General features: G+C 46.9%; 18 protein-coding genes. 9 read left to right on the forward strand and 9 right to left on the reverse strand.

Annotated elements, in window-relative coordinates; translation table 11 throughout:
• Positions 1 to 97: 97 nt before the first annotated feature.
• The 4 genes from AB0763_RS16415 to phnW form a co-directional block, all read right to left on the reverse strand.
• Positions 98 to 553, reverse strand: a complete 456-nt coding sequence (locus tag AB0763_RS16415) for a MerR family transcriptional regulator (protein ID WP_306099527.1) — start codon at positions 551 to 553, stop codon at positions 98 to 100.
• Between the two features lie 165 nt (positions 554 to 718).
• Entirely contained in the window at positions 719 to 1,534 is an 816-nt protein-coding gene (gene phnX, locus AB0763_RS16420; protein WP_306099528.1) for a phosphonoacetaldehyde hydrolase, read from the reverse strand.
• Positions 1,535 to 1,659: 125 nt separating this feature from the next.
• Positions 1,660 to 3,030 (reverse strand): aspartate aminotransferase family protein, encoded by a 1,371-nt coding sequence (locus AB0763_RS16425; RefSeq protein ID WP_306099529.1) that lies wholly within the window; start codon positions 3,028 to 3,030, stop codon positions 1,660 to 1,662.
• Positions 3,031 to 3,066: 36 nt separating this feature from the next.
• Positions 3,067 to 4,188 carry a 2-aminoethylphosphonate--pyruvate transaminase gene (gene phnW, locus AB0763_RS16430; protein WP_306099530.1) on the reverse strand — a complete coding sequence of 374 codons (1,122 nt, stop codon included), beginning with the start codon at positions 4,186 to 4,188 and terminating at the stop codon, positions 3,067 to 3,069.
• A 261-nt stretch (positions 4,189 to 4,449) separates the two neighbouring features.
• Between phnW and AB0763_RS16435 the strand changes: the two genes are divergently transcribed.
• The 5 genes from AB0763_RS16435 (at position 4,450) to phnR (ending at position 10,878) form a co-directional block, all read left to right on the forward strand.
• The gene (locus AB0763_RS16435) at positions 4,450 to 5,460 is read left to right on the forward strand and encodes a putative 2-aminoethylphosphonate ABC transporter substrate-binding protein (protein ID WP_306099531.1); all 1,011 of its coding nucleotides are present in this window, start codon (positions 4,450 to 4,452) and stop codon (positions 5,458 to 5,460) included.
• 151 nt (positions 5,461 to 5,611) lie between these two features.
• Positions 5,612 to 7,024, forward strand: a complete 1,413-nt coding sequence (locus AB0763_RS16440) for an FAD-dependent oxidoreductase (protein WP_306099532.1) — start codon at positions 5,612 to 5,614, stop codon at positions 7,022 to 7,024.
• A 305-nt stretch (positions 7,025 to 7,329) separates the two neighbouring features.
• Positions 7,330 to 8,436, forward strand: coding sequence for a putative 2-aminoethylphosphonate ABC transporter ATP-binding protein (locus AB0763_RS16445; protein ID WP_306099533.1), 1,107 nt, complete (start codon positions 7,330 to 7,332; stop codon positions 8,434 to 8,436).
• A gap of 8 nt (positions 8,437 to 8,444) precedes the next feature.
• The gene (locus AB0763_RS16450; RefSeq protein WP_306099534.1) at positions 8,445 to 10,163 is read left to right on the forward strand and encodes a putative 2-aminoethylphosphonate ABC transporter permease subunit; all 1,719 of its coding nucleotides are present in this window, start codon (positions 8,445 to 8,447) and stop codon (positions 10,161 to 10,163) included.
• Positions 10,164 to 10,173: 10 nt separating this feature from the next.
• Complete coding sequence (gene phnR, locus AB0763_RS16455) at positions 10,174 to 10,878, forward strand: phosphonate utilization transcriptional regulator PhnR (protein ID WP_306099535.1); 705 nt, start codon at positions 10,174 to 10,176, stop codon at positions 10,876 to 10,878.
• A 125-nt stretch (positions 10,879 to 11,003) separates the two neighbouring features.
• On the opposite strand, the gene AB0763_RS16460 is transcribed toward phnR, so the two are convergent.
• Positions 11,004 to 11,237, reverse strand: coding sequence for a TIGR02647 family protein (locus AB0763_RS16460; RefSeq protein WP_306099536.1), 234 nt, complete (start codon positions 11,235 to 11,237; stop codon positions 11,004 to 11,006).
• 346 nt (positions 11,238 to 11,583) lie between these two features.
• Between AB0763_RS16460 and AB0763_RS16465 the strand changes: the two genes are divergently transcribed.
• A complete protein-coding gene (locus tag AB0763_RS16465; RefSeq protein ID WP_306099537.1) occupies positions 11,584 to 12,090 on the forward strand; it encodes an ATP-binding protein in 507 nt (168 codons plus the stop codon).
• Positions 12,091 to 12,522: 432 nt separating this feature from the next.
• Here AB0763_RS16465 and AB0763_RS16470 read toward each other — a convergent pair whose 3' ends face one another.
• On the reverse strand, positions 12,523 to 13,422 hold the full coding sequence (locus AB0763_RS16470) for a patatin-like phospholipase family protein (protein ID WP_306099538.1): 900 nt from the start codon (positions 13,420 to 13,422) through the stop codon (positions 12,523 to 12,525).
• 210 nt (positions 13,423 to 13,632) lie between these two features.
• Here AB0763_RS16470 and AB0763_RS16475 point away from each other — a divergent pair, with 210 nt between their 5' ends.
• The 3 genes from AB0763_RS16475 to AB0763_RS16485 all read left to right on the forward strand — a co-directional run bounded on the left by AB0763_RS16475 (position 13,633) and on the right by AB0763_RS16485 (position 16,366).
• Positions 13,633 to 14,523, forward strand: a complete 891-nt coding sequence (locus AB0763_RS16475) for an AraC family transcriptional regulator (RefSeq protein ID WP_306099539.1) — start codon at positions 13,633 to 13,635, stop codon at positions 14,521 to 14,523.
• Positions 14,524 to 14,659: 136 nt separating this feature from the next.
• Positions 14,660 to 15,358, forward strand: a complete 699-nt coding sequence (locus tag AB0763_RS16480; RefSeq protein ID WP_306099540.1) for a fibrobacter succinogenes major paralogous domain-containing protein — start codon at positions 14,660 to 14,662, stop codon at positions 15,356 to 15,358.
• Between the two features lie 78 nt (positions 15,359 to 15,436).
• Positions 15,437 to 16,366 (forward strand): SDR family NAD(P)-dependent oxidoreductase, encoded by a 930-nt coding sequence (locus tag AB0763_RS16485; protein WP_368644148.1) that lies wholly within the window; start codon positions 15,437 to 15,439, stop codon positions 16,364 to 16,366.
• 109 nt (positions 16,367 to 16,475) lie between these two features.
• On the opposite strand, the gene AB0763_RS16490 is transcribed toward AB0763_RS16485, so the two are convergent.
• From AB0763_RS16490 to AB0763_RS16500, 3 genes are read right to left on the reverse strand one after another with little or no spacing between them, the layout of a single operon-like run.
• On the reverse strand, positions 16,476 to 17,258 hold the full coding sequence (locus AB0763_RS16490) for a TSUP family transporter (RefSeq protein WP_306099547.1): 783 nt from the start codon (positions 17,256 to 17,258) through the stop codon (positions 16,476 to 16,478).
• Between the two features lie 20 nt (positions 17,259 to 17,278).
• The gene (locus AB0763_RS16495) at positions 17,279 to 18,151 is read right to left on the reverse strand and encodes an NAD(P)-dependent oxidoreductase (protein ID WP_306099548.1); all 873 of its coding nucleotides are present in this window, start codon (positions 18,149 to 18,151) and stop codon (positions 17,279 to 17,281) included.
• Positions 18,152 to 18,168: 17 nt separating this feature from the next.
• The gene (locus AB0763_RS16500; protein ID WP_306099549.1) at positions 18,169 to 18,720 is read right to left on the reverse strand and encodes a hypothetical protein; all 552 of its coding nucleotides are present in this window, start codon (positions 18,718 to 18,720) and stop codon (positions 18,169 to 18,171) included.
• Between the last annotated feature and the right edge of the window lie 56 nt (positions 18,721 to 18,776).

Consider the following 18,776-nt stretch of genomic DNA (forward strand, 5'->3'; position numbering starts at 1 on the left):
CCACACACACAACCGTCAGCACACTGACAGTTTTCTGTGTTACAGCAGCATTGGGCTGATTCTTGCTCTTCACAACATTTACACGCTTCACTCATCATTATTCTCCAGCTAGGTTAGGGGTGCTGTCGTCATTACAGCACTGCCAATGGTTTTCAAAACAATCCAGTAAATGGCAACCAATTTCAGCACTTTTACTCGAGCCACAAGCGTTAGAAAACATCTCGAGGGCTTTTATCGTTGTCTCTAATTCGGAAATTTGTGTTTTTATTTCCTCAATTTTGGCTAACGATTTGTGCTTAACCACGGATCGCGATTGACTGCAACAATGGTCGAAAACGAGAAAATCTTTAATTTCGTCTAAAGAAAACCCCACCGCCTGCAGTTTTTTTACCAAGCGGACCACCCGAATGTCTTCATCGCGATAGTGACGAAAACCACCGATTTTAGGTGGCTGCTCAATAATGCCTTTGCGCTCGTAAAAGCGAATCGTTTCTACGCCGACGTTGGCGGCTTTTGCCAATACGCCAATGGTTATGGGGTTGTTCTCGTTCATCGACATCACCTACTCTACACTCTGTACCTAGGTACAGAGTCAAGCAGAAGTTGGTAAAAAAAGCAAAATATTCTCGTTGGTATTGCGTTTGTGTTCGGCGTCTTCACGCTCATTATCTCAACTTTCTACGCCGAAGACGCCATTAAAATTCCAAAATATAATGATTTATGGGCGTTCACCAGCCTTTAACTTGGTTTCAATATCGCTTATTACTTGTGGAAGATCAGCAATCGTGTCAATTAAATAGTGGGGCGCGCTTTTGAGCAGTTTCTGACGTGCTTGGTCACGTGCGGCATTGAGGGTTTCTTGATCTGCGGTTTGGTATTGTTCAAAAGTTAAGCCGGCTTCGTTACCCGATAGCAGCAGGCCAACAGTCCACATGCCCGCATTGTGGCCTTCGTCGATACCCGGTGCGGAATCGTCGACTTTCACGCATGCTTTAACGTCCGTTACCGCCAACTCGATCACGTTTTTCAGAGCCATAAACGGGGCGGGGCGTCCGCCTTGTGGAAGATCATCCGTTGCAACGACACAATCCGGGTGGTAACCGTGATGTGAAGCGGCGTCAATTAGTATGTCCATCACCTCTCGAGGGTAACCAGAGCAAGAGCCAATTTTAATCCCTTGGTCTTTTAGGCCGTTAACAACATCAATGGCATTGAGAATTGGCGCGGCGTGATCGGCGACTTTCGCTTTTTGCAGTGGCATAAAGGCGCTATAAATGGCGTCAATGTCTTGATGAGTCATGGCGCGACCAAATTGGGCTTTCCAACGCTTTTCCACTGAAGGAAGACGGCCAACAGCCTGGATGTGATCCCATTTGCCCAGTCCCATTGGCTCGCGTGCTTCTGCGAGATTAATATCAAAATCAAACCCCTGCTTAAAGGCTTCGACAAAAATACTGGTTGGGGCAAAAGAGCCGAAATCGACGATAGTGCCTGCCCAATCAAAAATGACGGCTTGTATTGGTGAGTGACTCATTAGGGTTCCTTTTTTACTTTTAAAGTGATGCCGACCTCTGTGAGGAGGGCAGTGAGTATTGGTCACCGGCTGTTGTCTTCGTATGGATAAACCAAGTTAACTCAACAGCGAGTGACTCTGGCCGGTTAACCCTCTTGACATACGTTGGCGATCGCTTGCTCTAATAGGGTTAAGGCTTCTGTTAATTGTTCACGAGAAATGATCAGCGGCGGACTCAGTTGAATGACATTGCCTTGCGATAGTTTGAAACTGACGCCATTGTTTAGGCAGTGATACAACACCGATTCGGCTTCGTCGTAGGCGCGTTCTTTGGTGCCCTGATTGGTTACCAACTCAACCCCCCACAGCATACCGATACCGCGTACATCGCCAATCAGCGGGTATTTGGCTTTCATCTCCAGCAGTCTTTGGCGCATAAATTGGCCATCGGCTTTCGCTTTATCGAGTAAATTTTCTTGCTCAATGGCTTCAATGGTCGCCAGTGCAGCCGCGCAACCGATAGGGCTTTTTTCATGGGTATAATGGCCCATCGAGATGTGTGCGGCGGTGTTGTACTTGTCTTTGGTGACCATGGCGGCCATCGGTACTAAGCCGCCACCTAACCCCTTGCCAATACAGAGTATGTCTGGTTCGATATCGTAGGCTTGGTAGGTAAACCATTCACCAGTTCTGCCCATCCCGTTGGGAATGTCGTCAATGATCAGCATGACATTGTGCTTGTCACAGATGTCGCGAATGCGTTTCCAGTAGGCTTGACTGGGCACTTGCACATCGGTGTTGCGAACGGCTTCAGCAATGAATGCACCCACGCCGCCTTCTTTTTCGATGACGTACTCTAGGTAATCGGCGTAGTGCACATCACTATCGTGACAAGAGGGAAAAGCGCCGCGATAGGACACAGGAGGAGGGATGCGTTCAACGCCTGCCATTAACGGCCCCATACCCTGCCGAAAACAAGCTTCACCACCCACCGAAATCGCGTCTAATGACGCGCCGTGAAACGAGTCCCACAACGACACGACTTTGTAATTGCCGGTGATGTGACGTGCCAATTTCAAAGCCATGCCAACGGCGGACGTACCGCCTGGGGCGAAGAGTACGCGATTTAAATCACCGCCACAGATTTGTGCGATTTTTTCGGCGCATTCAATAGCGGTCGCATTGGTAAAACGGCGCGGAGAAAAGGGCAATTGGGTCATTTGCTCCTGCACGCGCTTGATGACATGAGGATGGCCGTAACCGAGCTGATGGACGTTATTACCATGAAAGTCCATGTACTTTTTGCCTGTCAGATCTTGAATATAGATTCCTTTTGCTGTTTCCAAGACGTCTAAGCAAGGCGTCGACATCGCTTGGTGCACGAAAGCGTCAGCGTCTCGTTTTAACCAGGCTTTTGTGCGCTCGTTGTGGATGGTTTCATGCCAGGTTTGACGAGCTGGGGTGGTATTGATGTCACCTTCACTGCGCCAATGAGTCGGTTTTAAATTCTGATTCATAGTGCTTCTGGTACTCTATTTATGTACATCAATGAGTTATTGTTGTTCGTTGTCGTTTTGACCGGTCCAGTACATGGCGTTGTCAATCGCACCGAGCAGGCGTTCGATATCGTCGGGGTAAACGTCGCCAATATTGCCAATTCGAAAGCAATCTGCGTTTGATACCTTACCGGGATAAATGACAAAGCCTTGCTCTTTCAATCGGGTGTAAAACGTTTTGAATTGATAATCTGGGTGATCGGGCGAGTAGAACGAAGTAATAATCGGTGAGTGAAGCTCTGTATTCAAAAGAGGCTCAAAACCAAGAGAGCGCATCCCATTGACCAAGGTGGTTTGGTTGGCTTGGTAACGTTGATGACGAGCGGTTATTCCTCCTTCTTGCTCTAGCTCAATTAAGGCTTGATAGAAAGCGCGAACCGTATGTGTGGGTGATGTAAAACGCCATTTTCCGTGGTTGGTTTCCATGCAATGCCATTGGTCATAAAGGTCAAGGCTCAAAGAGCGTGCTTGTCCTTTGCATTTTTCAAGTTCCGTTTGTTTGGCTATCACAAAGCCAAATCCTGGTACCCCTTGAATGCATTTGTTGGCGGAGCTGATCATAAAGTCGACCTTGAGCTTGGCAATATCCATCGGGATCCCGCCAAAGCTCGACATGGCATCGAGGATCACAACTTTGCCGTGGGCTTTGGCAACCGCGGTTAACGCTTCAATCGGGTTGAGCATACCGGTTGTTGTCTCACAGTGAACGATGGCAACGTGAGTGATCTGAGGATCTGATGTTAAAGCGGCTTCGACTTGGTCGAGTTGGGGCGGTGAGGTTTCTCCAGGTGAAATAATCTGGCACGCAATATTGAGATACTGGGCAATTTGAGCAATACGCGCGCCGTATGCGCCATTGTCGATCACCAACAACTTTCCTTCTTTGCCTATCGCACTGCCAATGGTTGCTTCTACTGACGAGGTGCCACTGCCTTGCATTAATACACTGGTGTAGCCGGTTTGGTCTGTCGCCAACGCGACGAGTTTGTTGCGAATCACTTCAACAATGTCTTTGTTATAGTCATCATCCCAAGTACACCAGTCTTTGAGCATCGCTTGTCGAACGGTTTCAGATGTCGATAAAGGCCCTGGGGTCAGGAGTAGGTATTCATTTTTCATGGCGATTTCCATTTACACTTCTAATTGGTATAAACCAGTTTGGTGTTTTTACTCTATATAGGAAAAATGAAATCGTAAATAGGCCCGTTATGAATTTAATAAAAGCTTAATAGTGGCGGTCTTGTCGCTTTATTACGCGCTTTTTTCATCTTATTTCGTCAATCTGCCATTTTATGGCCATAGTTTCGTCACAATCGATCAGTAGGGTGAGAATTGAAATTGGTACATACCAAATGAACTTGGCTTACTTTATTGGAGAACATGATGAAAAACCGTTTAATGAAAGGATCGCTTGCTGCACTGGTCACTGTGTTGGCACCAAACGCATTTTCAGCGCAGGAAGTCACGGTTTATACCGCTTTTGAAACCGACATTCTTGCCAAATACAAGTCCGCGTTTGAAAAAGAAAACCCTGATATCAATATCAAATGGGTGCGTGACTCTACGGGTATTATGACGGCAAAATTATTGGCAGAAAAAAACAACCCCCATGCCCAGGTCGTTTGGGGACTGGCGGGTTCGTCGATGGCGCTGTTGAAAGAGGAAGGGATCCTTAAACCCTATTCTCCAAAAGGGGTACAAGCACTCAACGCTAACCTAAACGATCCTCAATCGAATCAAGCTTGGTTTGGTAACGATGCCTTTTTTAATGCCATTTGTTTTAATCAGGTGGTGGCCGAACAACTCAACTTACCTATGCCCACCTCTTGGCAAGATTTAACCAAACCTGTCTATCAAGGCCATATTGCAATGCCAAATCCAGCCTCATCAGGGACGGGCTACATGCAGGTTTCTGCTTGGCTACAAAGTATGGGAGAAGACAAGGCGTGGAATTACATGAGCGATTTAGACAAAAACATCGCCCATTACACGCATTCTGGTTCCAAGCCTTGTGTCCAAGCCGGCATGGGTGAAGTGGCGATCGGTATTTCTATGGCCAGTCGCGGTGCCAAGTTGAAAACACAAGGTGCGCCGATTGAGGTAATTACGCCCAAAGGGATTGGTTGGGAGTCGGAAGCCGTTGGCTTGGTTGAAGTCTCTGACGCAGCAAAACGCGTCGTAGATTGGTCAATTTCTAAAAAAGCGAACGAATTGTATATCGAAATGTACCCTGTGGTTGCGCATAAAGACGTTAAAGCCGACGTCTCCAACTTTCCGAATGTTCAAGCGAATATGGCGAGCATGAACTTTGCACAAATGGGAAGCCAACGCGCGCAGATCCTAGCGACATGGTCTGAAAAGTTTGACGCAAAATCTGAGCCTAAGTCTTAATTCCCTACGCCAATATCAACCAAGGTGGACACATGCCACCTTGGTTGATGTGAATACCAATCACGTGTTGTCCCGACTCTTGGATGGGTAACACTCAACGCGATTGGTATACCAGACATTTTTGATTCACGCTTTATCCGGTCACGAAAACATGAAACCACACCACTCGTTTTGGTTTAAACAAGCCATCGAACAAGAATTTGGCTCTTTTGAACAAGTCACTTATAGCCAACTTACCGGCGAAAAACGCTGCGATATCGCGATTGTCGGCGGCGGGTATACTGGGTTATGGACGGCAATATTATTAAAACAACAACAGCCCGATAAAAAAATCACCCTGATTGAAAAATCGCTGTGCGGCAGTGGCGCCTCTGGTGCTAATGGCGGCTGTATGTTGACCTGGTCGACTAAGTATCCCACTTTAAAAAAATTGTATGGTCAACAACAAGCGAAATGGTTGGTCGAACAATCAGAGCAGGTCATTTATGAGATTGAAGCCTTTTGTGAGGAGCAGGGGATAGATGCCCATTTGTACCGAAGTGGGGCTTACTACACGGCGACCAACTCGTCCCAAAAAGGGGGAATGGAGCCGATTGTGAATGAACTTTGCAAGCTGGGTATTAATCGTTGGCAGAAATGTGGTGAAGCGCTTACCAAACAATCTGGCTCAACGTGTCACCTAGAGGGGCATTACTCGCCAGCTGGCGGCAGTCTTCAACCGGCGTTGTTAGCGCGGGGACTACGCCGAGTGGCGATAAAAATGGGAGTGGACATTTATGAACACAGCCCGATGCACAAGCTTGATTACGGTCAACCGGCGACGATAACCACTGACAAAGGCAAGTTGGTTGCCGATCAGGTTGTGATTGCGCTTAATGCGTGGATGGTGGAACACTTTAAGGCTTTCAAACGCAGCATCGTTGTGGTGTCTTCTGATATGGCGATCACCAAGCCTATCCCATCACACCTGGAAAAGTTCGGGCCCAAAAAAGGCGCGGCAGTGGTGGATTCTCGCCTGTTTGTACACTACTACCGAGACACGCGAGATGGACGCTTGATGTTAGGCAAAGGCGGTAACCAGTTCTCCTTTGGCAACAAAGTCGATGCCATGTTTCACAAGCCGAGCCGTTATATTTCCCTGCTCAATCAGTCATTCCAAACCTTGTTTCCGGGATTGCAGCAATCCTCTTTTGATTATCATTGGACAGGTGGCTCTGACAGATCGGTGACCGGTTTGCCTTTTTTCGGTCGCCTCAATAACCAGAGTAACGTCTTTTATGGTTTGGGGTATTCCGGTAATGGGGTAGCCCAAACACGCATCGGTGGCAAAATTCTCTCCTCAATGGTTTTGGGCTTAGATAATCCGTGGTCACGCTGCGGGATGACCAGCGGTCCGTTGGGGTACTTTCCACCAGAGCCATTTCGTTGGCTGGGCGCGATGCTGGTGCGCAACGCCGTGCGCCGAAAAGAAGCGGCAGAAGATCGCGAAAAAGCGCCACTTTGGCTTGATAAGCAGTTAGCCAAACTCGCTGGCCCAGCGGGGAAGGCCGATAAAATCCGTTAACACTTGGTTCTGTTATCGGTGGCGCTTTGCCCAAAGGCGGGCGTTGTTGGCCGGTATCAGACCTTGTTAATAGCCATAGTGCGACGTCGTCTTTCTAACGGGTAATACACCAGAGACGACGTTTGAACCCGACCTGGCAGTGCGATCTAAACAATGTCTTTATTGAAAACCACGACGTGCTGCCCAGGTTTTTACTATCACTTTTATTGATTGTGACAAGGTGAAAAAGCGATGTTACTTCGTTTGTCATTGGTCTGTAATGAGGGAAAGTTAAAATCTGGAATATACCATTTGGAGTGTGTGTTATGTCAACCAATCAAGATTACTTATTAGTCGACAACGTTGTTAAGAAATTTGGCTCATTCACGGCGTTAAATAAGATATCGTTAGCAATTGAAAAGGGTGAATTTATTTGTTTTCTTGGCCCTTCTGGCTGCGGTAAAACTACATTGCTACGTGCCATTGCCGGGTTGGATTTACCGACGTCGGGTGCGATTTTTCAAAGTGGATTCGAAACGACTTATCTGCCACCAGAAAAACGCGATTTCGGGATTGTTTTTCAATCTTATGCGTTGTTTCCTAACTTGACGGTACAAGAGAACATTGCGGTTGGTCTGCAAAACCAAGGCATGTCAAACAAAGAGGCATTCGACAAAGTGGCACTCTGGTTAGAAACCATCGGCCTACCAACCTCTGGAGAAAAATTTCCCAATCAACTGTCTGGTGGCCAACAACAGCGGGTGGCACTTGCACGAGCTTTGGCACTGTCACCGGGTCTATTACTCCTTGATGAGCCTTTGTCAGCCTTAGACGCAAAAGTTCGCGTTCACTTGCGTGATGAGATTTGTAAACTGCAACGCAAGCTTGGTATCACCACCATCATGGTGACTCATGATCAGGATGAAGCCTTGTCGATGGCAGACCGAATTGTTGTCATGAATCATGGTGTTATCGAGCAAGTTGGCACGCCACAAGCCATCTATCAACAACCCAAGACGCGGTTTGTCGCCGAGTTTGTTGGCAACATGAATTTTATAGAGACCTCGGTCATCACCGATACTCAAGTGCGCATCGCCGACACTTTACTGCCAGCGCCAACACTGGTTAATCGTGAGATTCAACGAGGTGATTGCTTCGACCTTGCCGTGCGTCCTGAACAGTTTCAATTCGTAGATAAAACCGAATACGCCTTGCCAGTCACCGTAAGGGCCTTGGAGTTTCAGGGGGCCTTTTATCGCGTTGATTGCGTATTGAAAAACGACAGTGTAGCGCGAACCATTGCGGTCAATGTACCGGCTAAAAGCGTCGACAAACTCAATATTAAACAGGGTGACACTCGTTTCCTGCAATTTTGTCAAGAAGGGTTATATGGTTACACCTTGTCTTCGGCTGACAAAGGCCTGGCGGCGTAGAGGTAGATATGGATTCAATGACATTGAAGATAAATCGTCAACAGACCAAAGGCAAAGCCTGGATTGGGCCAATGAGCCGTGACAAACTGGTGTTGTTGGGGTTACTGACCGCCTTGTCGGCAATGATGATGGTATTTATTGTCATGCCACTTTGGGCGATGCTGGCGAAGAGCGTTGAAAATAGCCAAGGTGAGTTCGTCGGTTTGGCCAACTTTGCGGCGTATTTGTCGTCGTCGAGTTTGTGGGCGTCGGTAGGCAATACCTTTATTCTCGGCGGGATGGTGACTGCGATAGTGGGCGTGATGGCGTTTGGTTATGCGTATGCACTTACCCGTTCCTGTATGCCGTTTAAAGGTGTTTTTCAAATTTTGGGTACAGCCCCGATCCTCGCTCCCTCTTTGTTACCGGCGATCAGTCTTATTTTTCTCTTTGGTAATCAAGGTATTGCTAAGGAGATGTTACTTGGAAAGTCGGTTTATGGTGTGATTGGAATCTCAATGGGGTTGATCTTTTGGACTTTTCCTCATGCCTTGATGATTTTGACGACCTCGCTGCGCACCTCGGATGCGCGTTTATACGAAGCGGCACGTGCTTTGAAAACCTCACCCCTAAAAACCTTCTTTATGGTCACCCTACCTGCAGCGAAATACGGCTTGATCAGTACGCTGATCGTTGTGTTTACGTTGGTGATCACCGATTTTGGTGTGCCGAAAGTGATCGGTGGCAGTTACAATGTCCTGGCGACTGATATTTTTAAGCAAGTGGTTGGCCAACAAAACTTTGCCATGGGCGCCGTGGCCAGTATCATGCTTTTGTTTCCTGCGGTGTTGGCATTTGGGGCCGATCGCTGGGTGCAGAAAAAACAAAAGAGCTTATTTGATAGTCGTTCGGTACCGTATCAGCCTGAGCCAAATAAAGCCCGTGATGGGATTTGTTTTCTCTATTGCACGCTAATTTCCGTTGCCATTGTTGTGGTGCTGAGTATGGCGGTATATGGCTCGCTCGTGACGTTTTGGCCATGGAATCAAGCGCTGACACTTAATAACTATCGCTTTTCTGAAATGAGTACCTATGGCTGGAGCCCCTTTTTTAACTCCCTCACCTTGGCGGGGTGGACGGCGGTGATCGGTACGGCGGTGATCTTCGTTGGCGCTTATTGTATCGAGAAAGGCCGGTCGTTTGCGGTGATTCGCCACGCGTTGCAAATCTTAAGTGTTGTCCCTATGGCGGTGCCTGGCATGGTATTAGGTTTGGGGTATATTTTTTACTTTAACGATGTCAATAATCCTTTGAATCTGCTCTATGGCACCATGGCATTTTTGGTGATTAATACCATAGTGCATTATTACACCGTCGGTCACATGACCGCTTTGACGGTGCTTAAGCAACTGCCCGCCGAGATCGAAGCCACTGCGGCATCGGTGAAAATGCCGCAGTATAAATTGTTTTTTAAAGTGACTTTACCCGTGTGTTTACCGGCCATATTGGACATGGCGACCTATTTGTTTGTTAATGCATTAACCACCACTTCTGCGGTAGTATTTCTTTACTCAACCGATACGATTCTGGCGTCGGTGTCCATTTTAAATATGGACGATGCTGGCCAAACCGGGGCGGCAGCGGCAATGGCGGTGATGATTATGTTCGCAGCTGCCATGTCGAAAGTCGCTCAAATGATATTAGGGCAATGGTTAGAAAATCGCACACAAGCTTGGCGTAAAAGATAAGGACACGCAGTTGCAATACGTAAAAATTAAAGATTCGATTGTTGAACAAATTGAAGCGGGCATGTTGACGCCGCGTAAAAAATTACCCGCAGAGCGCAAGTTGGCAGAGTCGTTTGATACTACCCGCGTTACTTTGCGTGAAGCTTTGTCATTGTTAGAAGCGGAAGGTCGGATTTATCGCGAAGATCGCCGAGGTTGGTTTATCTCTCCTGAGCCTTTGCGTTACGACCCAACCCAAACGCTCAACTTTTCCAATATGGCCAAAGCGCAAAATCGTGTGCCCAACACGGAGGTGGTGGCGGCAAAAGGGGTGTTAGCCAATAAACAAGCTGCCAATTTATTGAAGTTACAGCCTTTCTCAAATGTGTATCAAGTTGATAGAGTGCGCTATCTCGATGGTCGTCCGGTGGTATACGTGACCAACTTTATCCGGCCGGAGCTATTTGCCAATCTGCTTGAACACGATTTATCGAACTCACTGACGGATATCTATCGCGAGCACTATGGGGTTTGCTATCAAAAAATTCACTATCGGATTTCAAACAACATCTTGTTAGGTGAACGGGCACAGGCACTGCGTGCGACATCCGGAACACCGGCCATCGTGGTTGAGCGCATTAACTACGACCAACGAGGTGAGTTGATTGACTGCGACATAGAGTATTGGCGAAATGATGCCATTAGCATTGAATCGGTGGCGGAGATCAAGCGTTAGGTGATGTCTCACCCTTCACAAAAATACGCGGTGAGAATACAGCGTTTGCGGGGGTGTCAACCTAATCAAACCTTGTCTTCTAGAGGGCGAAGAAGACAAGGTTATTTTTATGGCGATGATGGTGATCAAGCCTGCAACACATCTAAGATCTTTTCGGCGTACTCAGCCATTTCAATCCCTTCATCCGTCAAGTAACCACCGTCGGGCTGAGTGCACAATTTCTTCTCATACAAACGGGCCGCGGCGTCTTGCATTTGCGGTGACGCGTCTTTGTGGACTTTGACACCGGTGGCGGTACTGCTTAAATTGAATTGGAGTAGTAGGTTGAGCTCGGCAATGTGATTCTCTGAATATTTCATCGTTATTCCTTATTATTTTTATTTAAATATTGTTTTTGTTTAAAGCTAGTCGGAAAAACGCATTTGGGCAATAGCCGCTGTTGATAAGTGTTAAGTATAAATGAGTATCTTTAAATACCTTGATCCCGTTCGTTTTCTATTCGATGGCCATTTGAAGGTAAACACTCATCGCGTGGTCGGGCCGGTGACACCATGTCCGTTGCTTGACTTTCGAACTGTGCCTAGTGTTGCGTTTTAGGTTATGCATCGATATCTATCGATGCTAAATTGTGTGAAGTGACAAAGCGCGCGGCGAAAAAACGCTGACGGCAATAAAATGCTATGGAAGGCCATACACGGAGGCAAGATGAAAAATCAGGGAACCTTGTTCTTTTTCTGCGGCAAGATGGGAGCCGGTAAATCGACGCATTCCAAGGTGGTTGCGGCAGAAAAGAAGGCCGTGTTAATTTCTGAAGACGATTGGTTGTCCGCTCATTATCCATCTCAAATCAACACGTTTGACGATTACATTCGCTATTCAAATCTCATTAAGCCTTTTGTTAAAAGCCATGTACAAAACTTACTCAATCTTGGTGTGGACGTGGTGATGGACTTTCCCGCAAATACGACCAAGCAAAGAGCCTGGTTTATCGCGTTGTGCCGCGAGATCCGCTGTGAACATCTGCTTTGGCATCTCGACTTAACCGATGAGCAATGCCTATCTCAGTTGGCAAAACGTCGCGTGGAAGAGCCAGAGCGAGCTGCATTTGACACAGTAGAAGTATTTCATCATGTCACTCAGTATTTTGAGGCGCCCACGGCGAGTGAAGCGCTTAATTGGCAGGTGTGGCCGCGTTTAGCCAACAACCATTAATGTGTTGATAGGCGACGGGAATGCATTGGCTCACAGTATGGCGAGTAGGGGGAAGCTATTTCGTGCACCACAGTCTGAAATTCATCACCACGCTCAATACTGTGCGCATTTTCTGAGTTTCCTTTGGTGATCAGTTTCTGAATATCTTTGATTCGTTTAAGAAGTTGTTCAAACTATTCAGCTGTTAGTTTGGTTGAGTTGACAATATCACCGCTGATCACGGCAATCGGTTTAGAGGTTGGTCCCACATTAAAACTCCTTCTTTCATGTCAATCAAATTTAGCCATTTATGGCTAATCGTTAGCAATTCGCTATAAATGGCTAAATGATGGTGAAAGTTTGCCTTAGCTTAGCAAACGAGTCGGCGCCTTTATTTCCAATGTGCTAAAGACGCTTTTTGCCCGTGAGCGCCGAGCGCAAATCAATAAGAGACTATGGCGCCAACAAGGCTTTGATCGTCGGCATGGCCGCTTGAGTCGCTTGGTATCCCGCTTCAATCGCGCGCCGTTTCTCATCAAATGCGCCACTGCTGCTGGGTTCAAAACGAGGAGCGATCACCACATCGGCACTGTTTAACTCTGCTTGAGACAAACGACAACTTTGCATTCTAAAAACGGCAAGGGTGATTTTGCTGGCGCTGATTTCTGGTGTGGGTTGGTTGTGACAGTAAATATCAACGGCAATGACTTTTTTAGCCCCTAAGGCTCTTGCACTGTACACTGGCACGACACTGAATATACCGCCATCGACGAGAAGATCACCTTGGTGTTGCACAGGAACAAAGGCGCCTGGGATGGTTGATGATGTTTGTACCGCGTGACCTGGGTTACCAGAGCGAATCATCATGGTCGTTTGGGTGGTTAAATTGGTCGCGGTGACGGCCACCGGAATGGGCATGGCATTGAGGTCTTGATAGTCAACTTGAGAGTTAATCCACTCAGATAACCGCTTACCGTTGATTAGCCCTTTTGAAGACACCACAAAATCGGCAATATCAGACACGCCGATGTCATCAATGACCTTTTCCATGCTATTGAGGCTCATACCGGAGGCGTAGAGAATGGCGGCGATCGAACCTGCGGAAGTGCCGCTGACCACATCTGGCTTTATACCCTGCTCTTCAAGGGCTTTGAGCACACCTAAATGCATGAATCCTCGGACACCGCCGCCGCCAAAGGCCAAGCCCAGTTCATGGTCGCTGCGCATTGGCGTTGGGGTGGTATTGAGCTCGTTATATCGATTGGGTGACGAGCAGGCCACTAGGAATCCCAACCCCAAAAAAATGAGCGAGGACTTTAATGCTGTTATTTTACCAAGCGCTTTTATCTTCATCGTAACCACATCCTCATAGTCACAGTATCCTCACCGTAATCTTCGCGTACTTGTTGAGCGCATTGCTCGTGTATCATGGGATTTGCACGCGACACTGAGTGAGAGTATGGTGGAAAGAAATTTACTATAGATGTCATTAGTTGGTATAAGAAGACCAATTAGTCTCTAAAAATTGCCTATTTGTATTGTTTGTATCATTTGAGTATGCCAATGAAAAAGAGAATAAAACACCTCGTAGAGCGCCTAATCACTGATGACGGTATGTTTGAAACCGGCATCAAAGGCGTCAGTTTGTTTAGGGTGACCCACGCAATACCCTGTGCACCTGCGGTCTATGAACCCGCTGTGGTGGTGATATTAAATGGCAAGAAGGAAGCGATTCTCGATGGGGAACACTACCTTTACGACAACCGTCAGTATATGTGTTGCACGATATCGCTTCCGGTTGAAGCAGGGACGCCGCAAGCCTCACCAGACGATCCTTTGCTCGGCGTGTATATTTCTTTAGATACCCAAGTGATGACCGAACTGGCGATTGAGATGGAAAGTACGGCTGGTGCGCTGAAACGACCGAAAAGCGGTTCCCAGCCGCCAGGCATGGCATTGGCGAACTGGGACGACACGTTTTCCGATGCGCTATTAAGGCTACTTCAATTGTGTGAGATGCCTGCCGATGCTGCAATTCTGGGCAAAAGCCGCTTGCGTGAATTCTATTACGCGATATTAAAAGGCGATGCCGGAATGAGTGCAAGAAGGGCATTTGGCATTGGTAATGAAATTGCTAAGTCAATTGAATATCTATCACTTAACCTAAACAACCATGTCACGATCGATGATCTTGCGTCTTTGGTAGGCATGAGCCGTGCGGTGTTTCATCGTAAGTTCAAACAAGCGACTCGAATGTCGCCGATTCAGTTTATGAAGTCGATGCGCTTAAACCAAGCCGCGATGAAGATCGCCTCCGGGATGACGGTTAACCAAGCGGCAATGGCGGTCGGATACCTCAGTTCTTCTCAGTTTAGTCGTGAGTTTAAACGCATGTATGGCCAATCGCCGAAACAATGGAGTCAATCAAAGGGCGAAGTTGAACGCATTGCGTAACGCGTACACGCTTTGTCTTTTCTGATCTTAAAATACAAAGATGATACAAATGGGCAATTTTTAGAGAGTATTTCGCCTAGTTTGACATCAAGTTGATAGCTATAGTGCTCGCATCAGGTTAACTAAAGGGTTATTCATGAATAAGCTCTTACTTTCGACTGGGGTGACTATGGTTCTTTCTGTATCAGCGTTTGCTAACGACATCCACAACACACGAAATGCGTTGCAAGATAGCGTGCAGGACGTGGAGGGCAATGTCTATCGAACGGTGACAATCGGCGATCAAGTTTGGTTAGCCGAAAATCTAAGAAGCACGACATTTCAAGATGGTAGTGCGGTGAGAACCGGTGCCATTGTGAAAGACGATCCCGCAAACTTATTGAAATATGGCCGGCTTTACAACTGGCACGACGTCGCGGATGAAAGAAACTTGTGCCCAGAAGGTTGGAGAGTAGCGACCGATGATGATTGGAAGACGCTGGAGCGTACCTTGGGTATGTCTGACGAGGAGCTCGACCAAGAGGGTTGGCGCGGGGGTGAGCAAGATCTTGGCTTACAACTGAAAGAAGCGCAGGCCGATGGCCCATTTAAAAAAATCGATCAATCACTTCTCAATAAGCATCACTTCTCTGCAAGACCGGCAGGCGTTAAGTGGCATGGGTGGTACATCACACAAGGGGCTTACACTGAGTTTTGGACCGCCAGTAGTGCATCGGAGAGCAAAGGCCGTATTCGTACCCTCGCTTATTCGTGGTGGAATGCGCACAAAGGTGAAATTCGTCGTTCGACGAGCTCGAAAGAGTACCTGTTCAGCGTTCGCTGTGTGAAGCGTTAACCCAATCTTTTTGATCACATCGACGAGCGACTCTATCGGTGTGAGTCGCTTTATCTTCTCAAACTATAGGTAGGTCATATGACGCATTCATCAATCCTCATCACCGGGGCAAATTCTGGGCTGGGCTTCGAAGCAGCAAGGCAGCTCGCTCATCAGGACGGGGTGTCTAAAATCATTTTAGCCTGTCGCAATGAAACCCGAGCACAAGACGCCTTGCAAAGGTTAGAAACGCTTACCGAAAAACGAATTTTTGAAATCTTGATTGTCGATGTCAGTGATTTAGAGTCTTGTCGGGCGGCGGCAGAGCGTTTAAACACGAACATTGATGGCATGATTTTAAACGCGGGTGGCGGCGGCGGAAAAGAACCGCTGAAACGCACCAAAGAAGGCTCGACGTTCATCTTTTCTGCCAACGTGCTGGGGCATGTTCACTTTACGGACCTGCTGATGCAAAACGGTAAGCTGTCCGCTAAAGGCTCGGTCATGTATGTGGCGAGCTTTGCAGCCAGAGGCGCGTCTGAGGTCGGGGCGGCGAAACCGCCGATCAGTGAAGGCTCGATGGCCGAGTGGCGTTCGGTGGTCAATGGCGATAAATTTATCAACAACAAAACCTACACCGACATCTACGGCGCGACAAAGCTGATGGGCGCAATGTGGACCATGAGCATGGCGAGAAAATACCCGCAGATGCGTTTTCTTACGGTTGACCCAGGCATGGCGCGAGGCACGGCTGGGGCGGCTTCTCTGCCTTGGCATCAACGTTGGACGATGAGTTTCGCGATGTGGGTGATGCAAGTCATGGGTAAGGCGCATACCGTGGAGGTTGGGGCAAAACGTTATCTGGATGTCCTGCTCGATGAACAAACCTTTACCTCTGGCATTTGGTGGGGCAGCGAGAAAGGCATGACTGGAGAGCTGGCCGATCAAGTCGCTCATTGGCCTGAAATCATTGGTAATACCTCAGCACAAGACGATGCCAATACCGTGATTCACGAGTTTATTGAGTAGGGGGGAGGATAGGAAAATTCGATTTTTACTTACCTATAATCGTAGCTCAATACTAGAACGCTTATCTGCACTGGATGAGCGTTCTATCGTATAAATTTAGTTCTAGTTTTTAGAACAGGAATTTATAACCCAGTGAAATCATTAGTAAACTGAGTGATACTGAAATGGTTCGTTGAATCAATTTGGCGCCATACTTCATTGCTGATGCGCTACCAACATGGTTGCCAAGTAAGTTCATCGCGACCAAAGGCATTGCCAGCATATATAAGACGTTTCCTGCTATCATAAAAGCGAATAACGCGCCGATGTTAGAGGAAAAGTTAAACAACTTTGACGTCGCTGATGCTGAAACTAAATCGAACCTAAGTAAGTAGTGTAACGCCAGAATGAGAAAACTGCCTGTACCCGGGCCAAAGAATCCATCATAGAAACCAATGACAAATACAGCAGTTGGAACGCCAAATAAAATGGCTGTTTTGTTAATTGGAGCTGAGTTATCTTCATTGCGATTCTTCTTCGGAATGAACGATAACATTATTCCGAAAGGGAGCATAAAGAGAATGATTTTACCGATAGTATCGGGATCAAAGTAGAGAATAGCTTGTGCACCGGCGTACGCACCGATCAGGCCTGCTGGGATACCTGTTGCCACGGCAGTCCAAATAACTTTTTTATTTCGTATAAAATTACGTATTGCTGCGATAGTACCTAATGTGCTGACAATTTTTTCTTGTCCAAGCGCTAATTGAGGAGGCAATCCAGCAAGGATAAAAGAGGGGACTAAGATTAACCCTCCACCGCCTGCTACTGAGTCAATGAAACCGGCCGCAAAGGCCGATACCATTAATGCTATTAGTATTAAAAGTGTAATGTCGTTACCGAAGAGTTCCATACTAAAAGTTCCTGTCGACGTTATCGTTCGTAGATTTTGAAAAGCACAGAAGTATCCATACGACCAAACCCTTGTTGCTGTAGGGACTGATATTCACTGTCCACTTTTTCTGTTAACGGAAGCTCAACACCCATCTTATTGGCTTCATTTAGGCAAATGCTGAGATCTTTGTGCATCCAGTCAATTGCAAAACCAAAATCGAACTTATCTTGTGACATGGTTACGGCTCTGTTCTCCATTTGCCATGAACCCGCCGCACCATGCTTCAACACATCAACTAACTGGTTTATATTCAGACCTGCTTTTTTTGCCAGCAGGAGACCTTCGCTTAGCCCTTTCAATACACCTGCAATACAGATTTGATTGACCATCTTACTACGCTGTCCCTGACCATTTTTGCCCATTAAAGTCGATTGCTTACCATAACTTTTCATCACGGGCTCTACGCGATCAAAAACCGTTTGTTCACCACCACACATAATGGTGAGAGCGGCATTTTCAGCTCCAGCCTGACCGCCTGATACTGGAGCATCTATAAACGAAATGTTCTTTTCCACACAAACTCTAGCTAATTCCTCTGCAAGCTCTGCAGATGTTGTCGTGTGGTCAACCAAAACAGATCCCGGGAGCATACTGGCGAGTACTCCGTCATCGCCATAGACAACACTTCTTACATCGTCATCATTCCCCACACATAAAAACACAATGTCACAGTTTGTCGCAGCTAACCTAGGGGTCGGCTGGTATTCACCATAAAACTCTTGAGCCCATCGTTTGGCTTTGCTTTCTGTACGATTAAACACTTTGGTCTTGTACCCTGCTTTGGCAAGATGACCCGCCATTGGAAAACCCATTACACCTAAGCCAATAAAAGCGACGTTGTTTGATTTCATTTTATCTTCCTTGTTTTTTAATAATTTGACGCACTTGATAACGGTAATACTGAACAGATAATTCGTTCTGTCACGGGCTCACATGCTAATGGTAAATCTGGGTTATCAACATGATGACCAAAAGTAAACGTGGAGCCATGAGATGACTTTTCGTTGAGAGCATTGAATGCAGGTACCACATGCCTAAATAAGAATCCTTTATTTTCATTTTGGTATGATATAAGCCCAATTTGGGCTAATTGATATATGCCAATGTGAATGGCGCTAGTTAAAGGCAATTTTGATGGTGGAACATAACCGTTGTAAGGTGTCGAACATAAATTACTATCAACAGGTAAACCGCGGATAATCAGGGCGCATTGATCATCATCTGACTTAAAATCCTGAGTAGTGTTGATTGCCTCATCATTAAGGCTGTCGTTGACTACATTCCCAAGCCATTCTCTTATGTTAAGCCACTCATTGTCCTCTCTAAACCGTAAGTCACAGAAGGCACGTTTTAGCTTATTTGCCGCATCATATGATACATGTACTTCTTGTACACTTTGCGTTTTAAGTGTCTCTACCATTTCTTTTAGCGTTTTTTAAGCCTGATTTGATATTGTCACAGGCTACATTGAGTTGG

The organism is Vibrio sp. HB236076, from assembly GCF_040957575.1.
In the GTDB taxonomy this organism is placed as follows: Bacteria; Pseudomonadota; Gammaproteobacteria; order Enterobacterales; family Vibrionaceae; genus Vibrio.